At 45.9% G+C, this 17,826-nt stretch carries 9 protein-coding genes, 1 tRNA gene and 2 rRNA genes; 2 read left to right on the plus strand and 10 right to left on the minus strand.

Features of this window, described 5'->3' with window-relative positions; all coding sequences use genetic code 11:
• Positions 1 to 7: 7 nt before the first annotated feature.
• The 10 genes from VIA_RS02050 to dusA all read right to left on the minus strand — a co-directional run bounded on the left by VIA_RS02050 (position 8) and on the right by dusA (position 12,531).
• Positions 8 to 2,898, minus strand: a 23S ribosomal RNA gene (locus tag VIA_RS02050).
• Between the two features lie 303 nt (positions 2,899 to 3,201).
• Positions 3,202 to 3,277, minus strand: a tRNA-Glu gene (locus VIA_RS02055).
• A 65-nt stretch (positions 3,278 to 3,342) separates the two neighbouring features.
• Positions 3,343 to 4,895 (minus strand): 16S ribosomal RNA (locus tag VIA_RS02060).
• Together the 16S and 23S rRNA genes with 1 tRNA gene alongside form the textbook arrangement of a ribosomal RNA operon.
• Positions 4,896 to 5,496: 601 nt before the next feature.
• Positions 5,497 to 6,273 carry a phosphoadenylyl-sulfate reductase gene (locus VIA_RS02065; protein WP_004410343.1) on the minus strand — a complete coding sequence of 259 codons (777 nt, stop codon included), beginning with the start codon at positions 6,271 to 6,273 and terminating at the stop codon, positions 5,497 to 5,499.
• Positions 6,266 to 8,002 (minus strand): assimilatory sulfite reductase (NADPH) hemoprotein subunit, encoded by a 1,737-nt coding sequence (gene cysI, locus VIA_RS02070; RefSeq protein WP_004410344.1) that lies wholly within the window; start codon positions 8,000 to 8,002, stop codon positions 6,266 to 6,268. Before cysI ends, VIA_RS02065 begins: the two co-directional genes overlap by 8 nt.
• Positions 8,002 to 9,855 (minus strand): assimilatory sulfite reductase (NADPH) flavoprotein subunit, encoded by a 1,854-nt coding sequence (locus tag VIA_RS02075; protein ID WP_004410347.1) that lies wholly within the window; start codon positions 9,853 to 9,855, stop codon positions 8,002 to 8,004. Before VIA_RS02075 ends, cysI begins: the two co-directional genes overlap by 1 nt.
• 126 nt (positions 9,856 to 9,981) lie before the next feature.
• Positions 9,982 to 10,212 carry a hypothetical protein gene (locus VIA_RS02080; RefSeq protein ID WP_004410349.1) on the minus strand — a complete coding sequence of 77 codons (231 nt, stop codon included), beginning with the start codon at positions 10,210 to 10,212 and terminating at the stop codon, positions 9,982 to 9,984.
• Between the two features lie 150 nt (positions 10,213 to 10,362).
• The gene (locus VIA_RS02085; protein ID WP_004410351.1) at positions 10,363 to 11,025 is read right to left on the minus strand and encodes a TIGR04219 family outer membrane beta-barrel protein; all 663 of its coding nucleotides are present in this window, start codon (positions 11,023 to 11,025) and stop codon (positions 10,363 to 10,365) included.
• Positions 11,026 to 11,158: 133 nt separating this feature from the next.
• The gene (pspG, locus tag VIA_RS02090; protein ID WP_004410353.1) at positions 11,159 to 11,368 is read right to left on the minus strand and encodes an envelope stress response protein PspG; all 210 of its coding nucleotides are present in this window, start codon (positions 11,366 to 11,368) and stop codon (positions 11,159 to 11,161) included.
• A gap of 161 nt (positions 11,369 to 11,529) precedes the next feature.
• Positions 11,530 to 12,531 (minus strand): tRNA dihydrouridine(20/20a) synthase DusA, encoded by a 1,002-nt coding sequence (gene dusA, locus VIA_RS02095; RefSeq protein WP_004410359.1) that lies wholly within the window; start codon positions 12,529 to 12,531, stop codon positions 11,530 to 11,532.
• Between the two features lie 483 nt (positions 12,532 to 13,014).
• Here dusA and VIA_RS02100 point away from each other — a divergent pair, with 483 nt between their 5' ends.
• Complete coding sequence (locus VIA_RS02100) at positions 13,015 to 14,052, plus strand: response regulator (protein ID WP_004410362.1); 1,038 nt, start codon at positions 13,015 to 13,017, stop codon at positions 14,050 to 14,052.
• Positions 14,053 to 14,072: 20 nt separating this feature from the next.
• Positions 14,073 to 17,672 (plus strand): response regulator, encoded by a 3,600-nt coding sequence (locus VIA_RS02105; RefSeq protein WP_004410365.1) that lies wholly within the window; start codon positions 14,073 to 14,075, stop codon positions 17,670 to 17,672.
• The last annotated feature ends 154 nt before the right edge of the window (positions 17,673 to 17,826 follow it).

Consider the following 17,826-nt stretch of genomic DNA (forward strand, 5'->3'; position numbering starts at 1 on the left):
GTGTTGTATGGTTAAGCCTCACGGGCAATTAGTACAGGTTAGCTCAATGCCTCGCAGCACTTACACACCCTGCCTATCAACGTTCTAGTCTCGAACAACCCTTTAGGACCCTCAAGGGGTCAGGGAAGACTCATCTCAGGGCTCGCTTCCCGCTTAGATGCTTTCAGCGGTTATCGATTCCGAACTTAGCTACCGGGCAATGCGTCTGGCGACACAACCCGAACACCAGAGGTTCGTCCACTCCGGTCCTCTCGTACTAGGAGCAGCCCCCTTCAATCTTCCAACGCCCACGGCAGATAGGGACCGAACTGTCTCACGACGTTCTAAACCCAGCTCGCGTACCACTTTAAATGGCGAACAGCCATACCCTTGGGACCGACTTCAGCCCCAGGATGTGATGAGCCGACATCGAGGTGCCAAACACCGCCGTCGATATGAACTCTTGGGCGGTATCAGCCTGTTATCCCCGGAGTACCTTTTATCCGTTGAGCGATGGCCCTTCCATACAGAACCACCGGATCACTATGACCTGCTTTCGCACCTGCTCGAATTGTCATTCTCGCAGTCAAGCGGGCTTATGCCATTGCACTAACCACACGATGTCCAACCGTGTTTAGCCCACCTTCGTGCTCCTCCGTTACTCTTTGGGAGGAGACCGCCCCAGTCAAACTACCCACCAGGCACTGTCCACAACCCCGATTCAGGGGTCAATGTTAGAACATCAACACTACAAGGGTGGTATTTCAAGGACGGCTCCAACGATACTGGCGTACCGTCTTCAAAGCCTCCCACCTATCCTACACATGTAGGGTCAATGTTCAGTGCCAAGCTGTAGTAAAGGTTCACGGGGTCTTTCCGTCTAGCCGCGGGTACACTGCATCTTCACAGCGATTTCAATTTCACTGAGTCTCGGGTGGAGACAGCGTGGCCATCATTACGCCATTCGTGCAGGTCGGAACTTACCCGACAAGGAATTTCGCTACCTTAGGACCGTTATAGTTACGGCCGCCGTTTACCGGGGCTTCGATCAAGAGCTTCGACCGAAGTCTAACCCCATCAATTAACCTTCCGGCACCGGGCAGGCGTCACACCGTATACGTCATCTTACGATTTTGCACAGTGCTGTGTTTTTAATAAACAGTTGCAGCCACCTGGTATCTGCGACTCTCGTTAGCTCCATCCGCAAGGGACTTCACCGACAAGAGCGTACCTTCTCCCGAAGTTACGGTACCATTTTGCCTAGTTCCTTCACCCGAGTTCTCTCAAGCGCCTTGGTATTCTCTACCCGACCACCTGTGTCGGTTTGGGGTACGATTCCTTATAATCTGAAGCTTAGAGGCTTTTCCTGGAAGCATGGCATCAATGACTTCACACCCGTAGGTGCTCGACGTCGTGTCTCAGCCTTAAAAAGAGCCGGATTTACCTAACTCTTAAGCCTACGCACTTGAACCTGGACAACCGTCGCCAGGCCCACCTAGCCTTCTCCGTCCCCCCATCGCAATTATAAGAAGTACGGGAATATTAACCCGTTTCCCATCGACTACGCCTTTCGGCCTCGCCTTAGGGGTCGACTTACCCTGCCCCGATTAACGTTGGACAGGAACCCTTGGTCTTCCGGCGAGGGGGTTTTTCACCCCCTTTATCGTTACTCATGTCAGCATTCGCACTTCTGATACCTCCAGCATGCTTTACAACACACCTTCAACGGCTTACAGAACGCTCCCCTACCCAATGTAGTAAACTACATTGCCGCAGCTTCGGTTTATTACTTAGCCCCGTTATATCTTCCGCGCAGGCCGACTCGACTAGTGAGCTATTACGCTTTCTTTAAATGATGGCTGCTTCTAAGCCAACATCCTAGCTGTCTAAGCCTTCCCACATCGTTTCCCACTTAGTAATAATTTGGGACCTTAGCTGGCGGTCTGGGTTGTTTCCCTCTCCACGACGGACGTTAGCACCCGCCGTGTGTCTCCCGGATAGTACTTACTGGTATTCGGAGTTTGCAAAGGGTTGGTAAGTCGGGATGACCCCCTAGCCTTAACAGTGCTCTACCCCCAGTAGTATTCGTCCGAGGCTCTACCTAAATAGATTTCGGGGAGAACCAGCTATCTCCAGGTTTGATTGGCCTTTCACCCCTAGCCACAAGTCATCCGCTAATTTTTCAACATTAGTCGGTTCGGTCCTCCAGTTGATGTTACTCAACCTTCAACCTGCCCATGGCTAGATCACCTGGTTTCGGGTCTATATCCAGCAACTCGACGCCCAGTTAAGACTCGATTTCTCTACGGCTCCCCTAGATGGTTAACCTTGCTACTGAATATAAGTCGCTGACCCATTATACAAAAGGTACGCAGTCACACCACGAAGGTGCTCCTACTGCTTGTACGTACACGGTTTCAGGTTCTATTTCACTCCCCTCACAGGGGTTCTTTTCGCCTTTCCCTCACGGTACTGGTTCACTATCGGTCAGTCAGTAGTATTTAGCCTTGGAGGATGGTCCCCCCATATTCAGACAGGATATCACGTGTCCCGCCCTACTCGATTTCACTGAATGTGCGTTGTCGACTACGGGGCTATCACCCTGTATCGCCGGACTTTCCAGACCGTTCGTCTAACGCATATAAAGCTTAAGGGCTAGTCCAATTTCGCTCGCCGCTACTTTCGGAATCTCGGTTGATTTCTTTTCCTCGGGGTACTTAGATGTTTCAGTTCCCCCGGTTCGCCTCATTAACCTATGTATTCAGTTAATGATACATGCTTATGCACGTGGGTTTCCCCATTCGGAAATCCCAGACTCAAGTGGTTTTTACTACCTAATCTGGGCTTATCGCAAGTTAATACGTCCTTCATCGCCTCTGACTGCCAAGGCATCCACCGTGTACGCTTAGTCACTTAACCATACAACCCCAAAGAGTTTCGCGAAGCGAATCTTGAGGATGTTGTTAAACAACCAAAGTTGTCTGCATTTTTATACATGTGCAGACTCGATTTTGCCGGACTCAATTTTGAATAGTCACTTAACAGTGACATTCCCAAGAACACTTGAATGTGTTGTATTGGTGTTTGTCATAAAGACAAACATTGAGAACTTTACAATCAACAATACATTGTTGATTTGTCAGCTTTCCAAATTGTTAAAGAGCTAATCACTTCCGAAGAAGTAACCATTTTTAAAAACTCTCAAGAGAGAATGTTTAAAGATGGTATCCCGTAGGGGAGTCGAACCCCTGTTACCGCCGTGAAAGGGCGGTGTCCTAGGCCTCTAGACGAACGGGACACTAAAAAGGGCTCTTAATAAGACATATCAATCTGTGTGGACACTCATCGTGAGTAATCATCGTATAAGGAGGTGATCCAGCCCCAGGTTCCCCTAGGGCTACCTTGTTACGACTTCACCCCAGTCATGAACCACAAAGTGGTAAGCGTTCTCCCGAAGGTTAAACTACCTACTTCTTTTGCAGCCCACTCCCATGGTGTGACGGGCGGTGTGTACAAGGCCCGGGAACGTATTCACCGTGGCATTCTGATCCACGATTACTAGCGATTCCGACTTCATGGAGTCGAGTTGCAGACTCCAATCCGGACTACGACGCACTTTTTGGGATTCGCTCACTTTCGCAAGTTGGCTGCCCTCTGTATGCGCCATTGTAGCACGTGTGTAGCCCTACTCGTAAGGGCCATGATGACTTGACGTCGTCCCCACCTTCCTCCGGTTTATCACCGGCAGTCTCCCTGGAGTTCCCGACATTACTCGCTGGCAAACAAGGATAAGGGTTGCGCTCGTTGCGGGACTTAACCCAACATTTCACAACACGAGCTGACGACAGCCATGCAGCACCTGTCTCAGAGTTCCCGAAGGCACACCAGAATCTCTTCCGGCTTCTCTGGATGTCAAGAGTAGGTAAGGTTCTTCGCGTTGCATCGAATTAAACCACATGCTCCACCGCTTGTGCGGGCCCCCGTCAATTCATTTGAGTTTTAATCTTGCGACCGTACTCCCCAGGCGGTCTACTTAACGCGTTAGCTCCGAAAGCCACGGCTCAAGGCCACAACCTCCAAGTAGACATCGTTTACGGCGTGGACTACCAGGGTATCTAATCCTGTTTGCTCCCCACGCTTTCGCATCTGAGTGTCAGTATCTGTCCAGGGGGCCGCCTTCGCCACCGGTATTCCTTCAGATCTCTACGCATTTCACCGCTACACCTGAAATTCTACCCCCCTCTACAGTACTCTAGTCCACCAGTTTCAAATGCAATTCCGAGGTTGAGCCCCGGGCTTTCACATCTGACTTAATGAACCACCTGCATGCGCTTTACGCCCAGTAATTCCGATTAACGCTCGCACCCTCCGTATTACCGCGGCTGCTGGCACGGAGTTAGCCGGTGCTTCTTCTGCAGCTAACGTCAAGTGAGGCCGCTATTAACGACTCCACCTTCCTCACTGCTGAAAGTACTTTACAACCCGAAGGCCTTCTTCATACACGCGGCATGGCTGCATCAGGCTTGCGCCCATTGTGCAATATTCCCCACTGCTGCCTCCCGTAGGAGTCTGGACCGTGTCTCAGTTCCAGTGTGGCTGATCATCCTCTCAGACCAGCTAGGGATCGTCGCCTTGGTGAGCCCTTACCTCACCAACTAGCTAATCCCACCTGGGCATATCCTGACGCGAGAGGCCCGAAGGTCCCCCTCTTTGGCCCGAAGGCATTATGCGGTATTAGCCATCGTTTCCAATGGTTATCCCCCACATCAGGGCAATTTCCCAGGCATTACTCACCCGTCCGCCGCTCGACGCCCTTAACGTTCCCCGAAGGTTCAGTTAAGTCGTTTCCGCTCGACTTGCATGTGTTAGGCCTGCCGCCAGCGTTCAATCTGAGCCATGATCAAACTCTTCAATTTAAGATTTTGTTCGGCTCAATGAATACTGACTTCAAAACTACTAATGTAATTTTAAAGCTATTATCGTTCCAACAGAACGATAATGAATTGACTGTGCCAAGTCCGAAGACTCGTTTGGTCACTTCGTTTCATTGAAACCTAATTTGATACCGAGGTATCTAATTGGATTATCATCAACGAGTGCCCACACAGATTGATAGGTCTATATTTTTAAAGAGCTTCTCTTCTCTGTGACTTACATCACTTCGGAAGAGGCGGCCATTGTAGCGAGTTAAGTTTTAGTGTCAACCACTTTTTTTAAACTTTTTCTCAAGCGTTTCCGCTTAGCTACTTAACCATGCCAACCTTGCTTGAACCCTTGTGAGCCCTTGCCCTGTCGACGAGGTGGCATTATAGAGATCGCGCTCACATTGGCAAGCGTTATTTTGAAAAAATTGCAAAAACAACGATTAACAGACCAACTTTCATCCAAAGCCTTATTTATCCAACTTTACCCCTAGAAAGCAAACATAATACCCACAGACTTATCCACATTTGCTATTTAAAGATACAAAAAGGGCCGCTTTCGCGGCCCTTCTCTTTCTATATATAAGCAAACAAATCAGATTCCCGAACCATCTTGCTCGCTATTATCTTCATGAAGACCACATTCACGCTTCAAACCAAAGAAGCGGGTTTCTTCTTCCGCCATTCCCGGCTCCCACTTCTTCGTAGTATGCGTATCCCCCACCGACAGATAACCTTCATCCCATAGTGGATGATATGAAAGACCGTTCTCTTCTAAATAGTAGTGAACATCTTTATTACTCCAGTCGATCACTGGTAAGAACTTGAACACACCATTTTGTACCGAGAGAATTGGTAAGTTGGTACGCGATTTAGATTGCTCACGGCGCAAACCCGAAAACCACGTGCCTGCTTCTAGCTCATCTAAAGCACGGCGCATCGGTTCCACTTTATTAATCTTATTGTACTTCTCTATACCATCGATACCTTGCTCCCACAATTTACCGTAACGCGCCTCTTGCCAGTGAGCACTTTCCGCAGAGCGGTACACTTTTAAGTTCAGTGTTAGTTGTTCACTTAACTGGTCAATGAAGCGGTACGTCTCTGGAAACAAGTAACCTGTATCCGTCAAGATAACTGGGATATCTGGTTTCTGCTGAGTGACAAGATGTAGCATTACCGCAGCTTGAACCCCAAAGCTCGATGACACTACAAACGTACCTTCTAGGTTTTCGAGTGCCCAAGCCACTCTTTGCTGGGCCGTTAGCTGTTCTAACTCTGCATTAATTTCTGCAAGACGGAGGATCTGCTCCGTCTTAGTTAATGAGAGGAGTTCTGCTAACTTCGGTTTGGAAGCGACAGAATCAAGCATGTAAATCCCTCTTCGATACTTTTACTTCTTGGATGATGCCAGCTCGGATTGTGAAATCACCAAATCCTTCGTCAGCTTCACGCTCTTTAGCCCAGCGACCAACAAGCTGATCAATTTCTTCAAGTATCTGCTTGTCCGTGATGTTCTCTTTATACATCTTCGGAATACGCGTACCCGCTCGATTCCCACCTAAATGAAGGTTGTAACGACCTGGAGCTTTACCCACTAAACCAATTTCAGCCAACATTGCACGGCCACAACCATTTGGACAGCCCGTGACACGTAGAATAATGTTCTCTTCTTGTGGCAAACCGTGTTTCTCAAGAATACCCTCAACATCAGTGACAAACTCAGGTAAGAAACGTTCCGCTTCTGCCATTGCTAGAGGACATGTTGGGAATGCCACACACGCCATTGAGCTTTTGCGCTGTTCACTAACACTGTCGTCAATCAAGCCATGCTCACGAGCAATCTTCTCTATCTTAGCTTTCTGGCTCTTAGCCACACCAGCAACAATTAAGTTTTGGTTTGCCGTCATACGGAAATCACCTTTATGGATCTTGGCAATTTCAGCAACACCGGTTTTCAGTGGCTTGCCCGGGAAATCCAGTAGGCGGCCGTTTTCAATAAACAGAGCTAGGTGATGTTTACCATCAATGCCTTCTACCCAACCGATGCGGTCACCACGGTCAGTAAACTCGTATGCTCGGCTATCAGCAAACTTCACATCAGCACGCTTTTCTACTTCCGCTTTAAATACATCAATACCAACACGGTCTAATGTGTATTTAGTTTTAGCATTCTTACGGTTTGAACGGTTACCCCAGTCGCGCTGAGTTGTTACCACCGCGGCAGCAACTTCTAACGTTTTTTCTAATGGGACAAAACCAAAGTCATCTGCACGACGAGCATAAGTAGAAGTATCACCGTGAGTCATTGCTAGGCCGCCACCGACTAAGACGTTAAAGCCCACAAGCTTGCCATTCTCACCAATCGCAACGAAGTTTAGATCGTTAGCATGCACATCGACATCATTCTGTGGCGGGATCACAACGGTCGTTTTAAACTTACGAGGTAAATAGGTCTTACCTAGAATTGGTTCGTCATCGTCGGTTGTTTCTACCTTTTCACCATCTAACCAAATTTCTGCATACGCTTTAGTCTTAGGTAATAGATGCTCACTGATCTTTTTCGCCCATTCGTAAGCTTCTTGGTGCAGCTCAGATTCAACTGGGTTAGTGGTACACAGAACATTTCGGTTAACATCACCCGCTGTCGCGATAGAGTCGATACCGATGCTATTCAGTGTTTGGTGCATTAACTTGATGTTTGGCTTCAGTACACCATGAAACTGGAACGTTTGACGAGTTGTAAGGCGAATACTGCCATACAGAGATTGCTCTGTTGCAAACTTATCAATCGCTAGCCACTGCTTTGGCGTGATAATGCCACCTGGCATACGCGCTCGAAGCATCACGTTATGCAGAGGCTCTAGTTTTTGCTTAGCACGTTCGTTGCGAATATCACGGTCATCTTGTTGATACATGCCATGGAAACGAATTAGCTGAAAGTTATCTGCAGTAAAGCCACCCGTAATTTTGTCCTGAAGATCTTGCTCAATCGTTCCGCGAAGGAAATTACTTTGGGTTTTTAGACGTTCGTTATCGGAAAGCTTTCCTAACTCTTGGTCTAACACCACCTGCTTATTATTGTCAGTAGAAAAAGTCATTAGTACACATCCCTTTGGTAACGTTTCGCTTTACGTAACTCATTGATAAATTCTTCGGCATCATCGCGCGACATCTTGCCTTGTTGTTCCGCGACAATTACTAATGCTTCATGGACATCTTTAGCCATTCGAGTCGCATCACCACATACATAGAGGTACGCACCCTCTTGGATCCACTGCCACACTTGTTCTGCATTTTCTAAGATGCGATGTTGTACATAGACTTTTTCAGATTGGTCACGACTAAACGCAACATCTAAACGGTTAAGCACACCTGACTTCAGGTACTTTTGCCATTCAACTTGATATAGGAAATCTTGAGTAAAGGTACGATCACCAAAGAACAGCCAGTTCTTTCCTTCAGCATCACGATTATCACGCTCTTGAATAAAGCTACGGAATGGAGCGATCCCCGTTCCCGGACCAATCATGATTATTGGCGTATTATCATCTTGTGGTAGCTTGAAGTTATTGTTGTTTTCAACAAACACTTTCACTTCACCGCCTTCTTCTAGACGTTGAGATAAGAAACTTGAGGCGCCGCCAAAACGTTTTTCATCACCTTTATCAAATTCTACTAAGCCAACTGTTAAATGAACTTCTTCATCAACTTCTGTTTGGCTAGATGCAATCGAATATAGACGTGGCGTTAAACGACGGAGTAAACCCACTAACTCATCAGCGGAAAGTTTGCTCTTCTTCTCTGCAAGCACATCAACAACTTGAGTATTGCCTGCATATTCGCGAAGCTTATCTTTATCTTCCACCAGCTTCTCTAGCTTTTTACTACCCGATAATTCAGCAAACTTAGTCACAAACTGAGGGTTCGCTGCGGTAATTTCAAACTTGCTGACGAGAGCACTGTGAATTGAAAGGCTCTCACCATCAACTTCAACACTCTCTACACCAGAAAGGCCGACTTTATTAAGGATGGCATTGGCCAGTTCAGAGCTGTTTTCAAACCAAACACCCAACGCATCACCGGGTTGATACGTTAGTCCTGACTCATCTAAGTCAATTTCAACGTGGCGAACATCTTTGCCTGAATCACGACCAGTGATTTTTTGGCTCGTCAGCAAAGTGGCCGTATATGGGTTCTGCTTATTATAAGGAGAGTGACCAGGAGCCGCTTGCCCAACAGGTAATTGAACCACTTCAGCTTCAGCACCTGAAGAAAGTGCCTCTTTTACTTTATCTAGCGCTTTCGCACGCCACTCAGCAGCGGGAGCTTCATAATCCACATCAAGATCAATGCGATCAATAAATGGTGTTGCACCTTGCTTTGCTAAGAACGCATCAAAATCTTTACCAGTCTGACAGAAAAACTCATAGCTCGAGTCACCTAAGCCAATAACACCATATTGAAGGTTTGGTAGCTTCGGTGCTTTCTTTGATTGCAAGAACTCATGCAATTCAATTGCATTATCCGGGGCTTCGCCTTCACCATTGGTTGAAGCGACAAAAATAACATGTGTTTCTTTTGCGAGGTTCTTACCCTTGTAATCACTGGCATCAAAAATCTCAACGGCAATACCTTGAGCTTTTGCTTCTTGCTCAAGCGCTTCCGCCACGCCTTTTGCGTTGCCCGTTTGAGAAGCAAAGATAATTGACAGTTTACCTGCTGGCTTAGCGGCTACTGCTGCCGCTGCCTGATTAATCGGCGCAGATGCCGCCGCTGGTTGAGTTTGTGCTAACCCCCAAAAATAACCACTTACCCACGCAAGCTGTTGTGTTGATAAATCTGCCACAGTTTGCTGTAGCGAGCTTAGCTGCTGATCATTCAACGGCGCTGCGATTGACGGTAGTTCTTGTGGTGTGTTTCCTTGAGAGGACACATTCTTGTTTAAAGACATGGTCTCGACATCCCTATTCATTGCGTGATGATAGATTAACCACTCTCTTTAATAACAAGAAAGAATAGAAGTGAATGTTTTATAACTTTTTGAATTAAAGAATGGAGAAAGTTTCGCCAACCGTGGCTATTTCGCTTCAACACGAACCTGTTTAAAGCCTACTGCCATTGCTGATTTTGAAGCGAGGTCGAGGTCAACATAGTGGCACTCTTCCCCATGCGCGTCTGTCAGGAGCACAAACCCGCCTCGGGCATGACGAAATTCCACGATCCAACTCCCTTCTTGAGCTGAAGGTTCAATAATGGCTTCAATGAGTTGCTGCTCTCGATAAAGGTTTCGAAGTTCAGTAATCGTCATGAGATTCCTTTCTCTGGGGCTAAATACACTATTCCTTACTAAGCATGGTCAATCAGAAAAAAAATGCTAAATGAAATGAGCAGATATAATGAATAGATATAAAAAAACGCCGCTTTAGAAAGCGGCGTTTTAAGCTATTCAGTATCGCAATTAAAATGCGAATTCAGCACCAAGGAAGAAACCATTCGCAAAAATAAATGGCTTACCTAGATCTGAATTTTCATCTGCTGTGAAGATATCTTTAGATTCTAAGTCGATTACACGGTAGCCACCACGAATCGCTAACGTATTTGAACCCAGCGGCAAACGGTACTGCACACCCGCCATTAAATCGGTACTCTTGATGCCACTACTATCACCGAAGTTCATCTCACCGATAATATCGACGTTGGTATTCGGTACCGTTAGCTCAGCATAGCCATACCAAGCCCAAATCGTTTCATCGAAAGTACGCTGCTCACCAGTCACAGCCTCAACATATTTGGTATTGCCTAAATCACTAACCGTAATACCGGCATCAAAGTGCATCAAATCATGCTCAAGGATTCGGTAGTAAAGCGTCACATCTAGCTTATCAAATGCCATGTAATCAGCATCAACCGAACCATAACGGATACGTGCATCTGGCACATACTTAACATCATGCTCAATCGCTGCATAAACGGTTGGCGTGGTAGTGCTATCACGTTTCGCTTCATTGACTTCAGTGCTTGGCCACCACATCTCTGCGCCTAACTTAGTCGTTAGTGATGATTCAGCGAAGGCTGATGTAGAAATAACAGCAGCTAATGCAGCGACGGTTTTCAAACCCATGAGGTGAACTCTCCAAATATTTGCGTCAAGCAGCGTGACCAGACAAGCTGTTGATGGCTAGATAAATATGAAATTGCTCAAATTCTATCATATTCAATCGTCTAGCCAGCAAAATTTATCTTAGCAGATGCAATTATCTCGGTTGAGCGACATGGTTTTTGAAAAACCAGATACCCAGAGCAATAACAATAAGCCACGGGATCAGTTTAATCACAGCGCCAATCATCCCGAGCAGCAACATAACAACCAATGAAAAAGCCACACCAGCAAATACCGTTACCATAGTTACGCCAGTAACCAATAGTGTCGCCACAAATACCAAAATAAAGATCAGTTCAAACATATGATTCTCCTTAGTTCTCACTCAATCTACTTTCAGGATGTATGCCAACTCCAAAAACATTCATAACTAACTGAATTTTAAACAATAAAAAAGAGCGCCAATAAATAGCGCTCTTTTTTATCATTTAGATTGGTAAATTTAACCAAGCTTAGTGGTATTTTTTACACATCTAACTCTTTTGGTATTTTAGCCAATGCCGCTTCAACGACCTCGATACCCGAACCTGGTTTATGAGCATTTTCACTAATGTAACGACGCCATTGACGTGCACCCGGCATGTTTTGGAACAAGCCAAGCATATGGCGAGTGATATGACCTAAGTAAGCTCCATTCGATAGCTGTTGCTCAATATATGGATACATCTCTTCAACCACTTGAGTGCGCTTTTTAACTGGCTTATCTAAACCAAAGATTTGCTGATCGACCTCAGCAAGAATATATGGGTTTTGATACGCTTCACGACCAACCATTACTCCGTCTAAGTGCTGCAAGTGCTCTTTAGTCTCTGCTAGCGTTTTGACACCACCATTAACGGCAATCGCTAAGTGAGAGAAATCTTTCTTTAGCTGGTAGGCGCGTGGGTAGTCCAGTGGTGGGATTTCACGGTTCTCTTTCGGACTAAGACCAGAAAGCCAAGCTTTACGAGCATGGATAGTGAATTGCTCACAACCACCTTTCTCAGAAACGATAGAAACAAAGTCGGTCAGAAATTCATACGAATCCTGATCATCAATACCAATACGTGTTTTAACAGTTACCGGAACATCAACTACATCACGCATTGCAGCAACACAATCTGCCACCAGCTGAGGTTCACCCATTAGACAAGCACCGAAGCGACCGTTTTGTACACGGTCAGATGGGCAACCAACGTTGAGGTTAATCTCATCATAGCCACGCTCCGCCGCCAATTTGGCACAAGTCGCCAAATCCTTTGGGTTTGAACCACCTAACTGAAGCGCAACTGGATGCTCTTCTTGGTTGTACGCTAGGAAGTCACCTTTACCATGAATGATCGCACCTGTGGTGACCATCTCTGTATAAAGCAGAGTTTCGTTAGTCAGTAGACGATGGAAGTAACGGCAATGACGATCCGTCCAGTCGAGCATAGGGGCGATTGAAAAGCGGTTAGCCGCAAATTTACTAGTATTATCAGGTTTCATAAGGTGAGTCTCGCTGTACAGTGAGCATCGTGGTCAAAACAGAATCCGCGATTATACACACAGAATAGAAAACATTCAGGAAAAAGAGTCTAAGCCTATTTGTCGTTCAATTTCCTGAGCAGAACCCTCGACACCCTATCTATTAACCTTCTGATCCTACAATAAAAACAGCAGGTATAGCTTTTAACCACCAGTAACCCTAAAGCTAGGTGAACTCAAAAATCAAAATTAAGCCATTGATTTATAAGGCCATATAACTGAGCGCTAGTACAACAGGTCTGCTTTAGAACTATTTGGCCTACTGGTAACCAAAAGCCCCCAAACTTGAACTTAGAGCAAGTTAAAGTTTATGACGATTGTTCTACGCATTTCACGTACCACAGGACTTATTGATAACTAACGGAATTATTAAGTGCTCAATGCATAAAAAATTACTATCCTAACAGAACGCGAAGTTAGTGATGCAGTAAAGGAACTACCGCAATGCTCAAGGAACAGAATGACAAACCAGTAGTGCTGGTTGTTGATGATATACCCGACAACATACACACCCTATCAGGCGTGTTGTCTGACAACTATAGAATTAAAGCGGCAACCTCTGGAACTAAAGCCATTCAAATTGCTAATAGCAAACCGCAACCTCATCTTATTTTGCTCGATATTATGATGCCTGAAATGGATGGTTATGAGGTATGTGCTCAGCTGAAATCAAATCCAATGACCGCAGATATCCCGATCATTTTTGTCACTGCCAAAGCTGAAGTAGTGGATGAACAAAAAGGTTTTGAGATCGGTGCGGTTGATTACATTACAAAACCGATTAGCCCACCGATTGTACAGGCGCGAGTGAAAACTCATATTGCACTATATGACCAAAGTCTATCCCTCGCCAATCAGGTTCGTGAACGTACGGCACAATTAGAAAGTAGCCGCCTTGAGGTAATTCAACGCTTAGGCCGCGCGGCAGAATACAAAGACAACGAAACAGGTATGCATGTCATACGTATGAGTCACTACTCAAAAATTTTGGCTCAACAACTTGATGTGAGTGAGCGCTGGATTGAACTGGTCTTTCAAGCCTCTCCGATGCATGATATCGGCAAAATTGGCATTCCTGACGCGGTATTACGCAAGCCAGGAAAACTCGACAAAGACGAGTGGGAAGTGATGCAAACTCATGTCCAGATCGGCGCAGACATCATCAATAATGGCGACTCACTGCTACTGCAAATGGCACAAGAGATCGCCCTTTACCACCATGAGAAGTGGGATGGCAATGGTTATCCACATGGCTTAAAAGGTGAAGAGATCCCTCTCAGTGCTCGAATTGTCGCTATTGCTGATGTCTTTGACGCCCTCACCAGTGAGCGTCCATATAAGAAAGCTTGGCCAACCGAAAAAGCCATTGCGCTACTCGAAGAAGAAGCTGGTTCGCACTTTGACCCGACCTTAGTGCCGATTTTTATCGCTCAGCTAGACCAACTACTCGAAATAAAAGAGTCATTTAAAGACGAATTTTGATTTCCCCTATTGAGGTAAGAATGGACTCCGTAAACAACTACTCTTTCGATTCAAAACGCATCCTAGTTGGTTTTATCCTCGCTTCTTTGCTACTGCTTGGTGCAGGAACGATGGGATGGATGAGCTTAAATAATCGCTTTGAGACAATTGACCATTACGCAGGCAATGCTCAGTTACTCTCAACACTAGATAGCATCAAAGTTATCGAACAAAGCTATATTCGTCTTGCCGAGCCTCAGTTGGTGGAAAAGATGGCAAACAACGTAAGCCGAGCAAAGCAGCTTGCGGAAACTGCAGTCAATAACGGAACTCCTGCTTCAACGCCGACCGCTATCGCTCAATACCAGCAGCAGTTTGAACAGTATGTCGATCTTAGTCAGCAAACTCTCCAAGCTAGGCAATCTTTATCAGTCGTAGGAGAAAAAACCGAAAGCTTGGTTCAACAACTGCAAATCGATCACGAGGAGTATATTGAGTCCGGCATCACTGATATCGATCAGCTACGTAGCAAGGTGGATCATGAATCCGACAATGCCATTCAAGCCCATTGGTTAGTGAGTTTGATTGCGAACTCACAGTCACAACAGAAAGCTTACATGGTGACGAACAAGCAAGAGACGTTAAATGCCGCACAGTTTGAGTTAAACAAAGCAGGAAAGTTAGTATCTCAACTAGAACAGCAACTTAATGATGAGCAATCACAAAAGATACTGGCGCTGATAAAAAATTCGAAGAATCGCTACCGTTCAGCGCTGGTGCAACTGCGTAATTGGAGTAACCTCTCTAAGCCATTGCAAGCGAATATCTCTGCGCAAATCGAACGTTCAAGTAACGAGTTACTTCGAGTCTCCATTGAACTCAGAACGCATTTACAAGAGAGGTTAAAAGTCAGTCAACAAGCGGTGTCGACCCTACAAGCAACCATCAGCGATAAATTGTCGATAAGCTCAAACCTATTACTACTGCGCACCGACATCAACAATGCTCAACAAAGCGATAAAGACTATGCCATCGCTCAAGAATCACTGCGCCAAACCACATTGAAACAAGAGGTGCAAAACAACCTTTACGCCGCTCTTCGATTACTTGAAGCGCTGTATGAACAAGTCATCACTCAGGACGAGCAGCTGCAAATTGATACCCTGAGCCAAACTACACAAGACTATCTGAGCTTATTTACTCACTTAACGGCCCTACGTAGTGAAAAGTCGCAACTTGAGTTAGCACTCACTCAAAGCCATCAAGATATTATCAACGCCATTCAGCCAGGCTTTGAAAGCCAACTGGTCGCAGTGGAGGAGTCTGGCAATATCACCACCAACCTAGCGATAGGTGGAGGGATTTTCTTATTTACCCTATTACTGCTCGGATTGCTGGCCAATAAGTCTCATGCGGCCCTAGAGAGATTTGCCGAAAAGCTTGCGGTTGCACGTGACGAAGCCAATTCAGCCAACACCGCGAAATCAGATTTTTTGGCCAATATGAGCCACGAAATCCGTACCCCGATGAACGCGATTATTGGCATGAGTTACTTGGCGCTAAAAACAGATTTAACCAAAGCGCAGCGCAATTATATCCATAAGGTAAAATTGTCTGCTGACTCTCTACTTGGCCTGATTAACGACATTCTCGACTTCTCTAAGATTGAAGCTGGAAAACTCGATATTGAAAATGTCGACTTTCACCTCGAGAACGTACTCGACAACATCACTAACCTTGTTGGACTGAGAGCATCTGAACGCGGGCTTGAGTTACTTATCCATATTGAACGTGACGTACCGACAACCTTAGTCGGTGACCCACTCCGCCTTGGGCAAGTACTGATTAATCTCGCCAACAATGCGGTCAAGTTTACCGAAAAAGGTGAGATAAAGATTTCAGTGCGCGTTGCCAAAAGGCAGGGGGATGACGTCGAACTGGAGTTCAGTGTCGAAGACAGCGGCATTGGCATGACAAAAGAGCAAACGGACAAACTGTTTAGCAAGTTTACTCAAGCCGATAGTTCAACCACCCGTAAGTATGGCGGTACCGGTCTTGGGCTCGCCATCAGTAAAGAGCTTAGCCAATTAATGGGCGGCGATATACGCGTGGAGAGCGAGTTTGGCCAAGGCTCCCGCTTCTCCTTTTCTATTGCGACCAAAGTCAGCCATGCATTAAAGCAAGATAACGTCAGCATGCCCGTTGAGCTGGGTAAATTAAAAGTACTTATCGTCGATGACAATGCCAGCGCTCGAATCATCGTCGAAGACATTTTGCACTCGCTACAATTTGAGGCGCAGAGTGTCAGTAATGTCGATGATGCCCTGAACGCACTAGAGACCGCTAGTCAACAACAAAGTCCTTACGATTTACTGATTTCTGACTGGCAGATGCCGGGCAAAGATGGCATCGATTTAGTCGAGTCGGTCTATCAACGATTTACAGAGAACCACCAGCCTAAAATCCTCATGCTCACTGCCTATGGACGAGAAGACCTCAACGACGCATTTACTCATCGTGGATTAACCACACCAAGCATCCTTGATAAGCCAGTCACCGCTTCTCATCTATTTGATGCGGTTATTGCTCTCTATGGAGTGGCTAATACCCGAATCAGCCGAAGTGAAGCGCAAGAGCAACACCAGTTAGCCAATGTACAGCAGCTTGCTGGCGCACACTTACTGTTGGTCGAAGACAATGCGATAAACCAAGAACTGGCGGTTGAACTGCTCCAAGGACAACAAATTAAAGTTACCATTGCAGTAAATGGTCAAGAGGCGGTCGATTACTATAAACAGCATGACTTTGATGGCATTTTGATGGATTGCCAGATGCCGATTATGGATGGCTACGAAGCCACTCAATTTATCAGACAAACTCTCGACGACCAGATGATGCCAATTATCGCTATGACCGCTAATGTTATGGAACGCGATAAAGTCAAAGCGCAAAATGCAGGAATGAACGATATTATTGCTAAGCCGATTGATGTTGGCAGCATGTTCAGTACCCTCGCAAAATGGGTCACGCCTAAAACACCACTGGCTGCCGTTGCCCAAACCAGTCAGCCACAAGAAACATTGCCTGAGATTGAGGGTATTGATATCCAATCGGGGCTTGCCCGTACTAGCGGTAATACTAATCTATATAAAAAGTTACTGATGCGTTTTGCTGATACCTATATAGATAGCTCAGCAGTCAACCATGCACTGACCAATGATGATTTAGCCGCGAGAAAGCGCAACATACACTCCTTAAAAGGTGTTGCTGGCAATATTGGTGCAGGCAGTGTTCACCAGTTAAGTGCGCAGCTAGAACAAGACCTCGACAATGTGGCTCTTCGACAAGAGCTGCTTAGCGCACTCAGCCAATTAGTCACTCGCATCGAAACTACGCTATTAACTGTGCAAGCCACGCCGCAAGCTCAGAGCACAAAAGCGCACAATTATGAGCCAGACACCTATCAAGAGCTCTTTAATGCTATTGAGCAAAGTGACACATTAGCCGTCACTATCATTAATGGACTGGAATCTGGTGGTCAAATCGGTTTGTCCGCTGGTGAACTTTCGGCACTTAGCCAAGCATTAGAAGAATTTGATTTTGAAAGAGGATTAGAGATCTTAGCCACAAGCCAAAGGTGAGTTATTAGCATTTTACGCTAAGTAGGTATCGTTTTTTTTGTAGATAAGGTAACTTATACGCCTTAAGTTACCTTCAGTTCTATTCATTTCCAGAATGAGTAACTTACTGACACAGCTATTAGATATTACCAAATGAGGAACGATAAACCTCGAT

Source organism: Vibrio orientalis CIP 102891 = ATCC 33934 (assembly GCF_000176235.1).
In the GTDB taxonomy this organism is placed as follows: domain Bacteria; phylum Pseudomonadota; class Gammaproteobacteria; order Enterobacterales; family Vibrionaceae; genus Vibrio; species Vibrio orientalis.

Bases quoted from the DNA above. Each gene is read 5' to 3' on its own strand.
- VIA_RS02065 (WP_004410343.1), bottom strand. From the start codon at position 6,273: ATGCTTGATTCTGTCGCTTCCAAACCGAAGTTAGCAGAACTCCTCTCA.
- cysI (WP_004410344.1), bottom strand. From the start codon at position 8,002: ATGACTTTTTCTACTGACAATAATAAGCAGGTGGTGTTAGACCAAGAG.
- VIA_RS02075 (WP_004410347.1), bottom strand. From the start codon at position 9,855: ATGTCTTTAAACAAGAATGTGTCCTCTCAAGGAAACACACCACAAGAA.
- VIA_RS02080 (WP_004410349.1), bottom strand. From the start codon at position 10,212: ATGACGATTACTGAACTTCGAAACCTTTATCGAGAGCAGCAACTCATT.
- VIA_RS02085 (WP_004410351.1), bottom strand. From the start codon at position 11,025: ATGGGTTTGAAAACCGTCGCTGCATTAGCTGCTGTTATTTCTACATCA.
- pspG (WP_004410353.1), bottom strand. From the start codon at position 11,368: ATGTTTGAACTGATCTTTATTTTGGTATTTGTGGCGACACTATTGGTT.
- dusA (WP_004410359.1), bottom strand. From the start codon at position 12,531: ATGAAACCTGATAATACTAGTAAATTTGCGGCTAACCGCTTTTCAATC.
- VIA_RS02100 (WP_004410362.1), top strand. From the start codon at position 13,015: ATGCTCAAGGAACAGAATGACAAACCAGTAGTGCTGGTTGTTGATGAT.
- VIA_RS02105 (WP_004410365.1), top strand. From the start codon at position 14,073: ATGGACTCCGTAAACAACTACTCTTTCGATTCAAAACGCATCCTAGTT.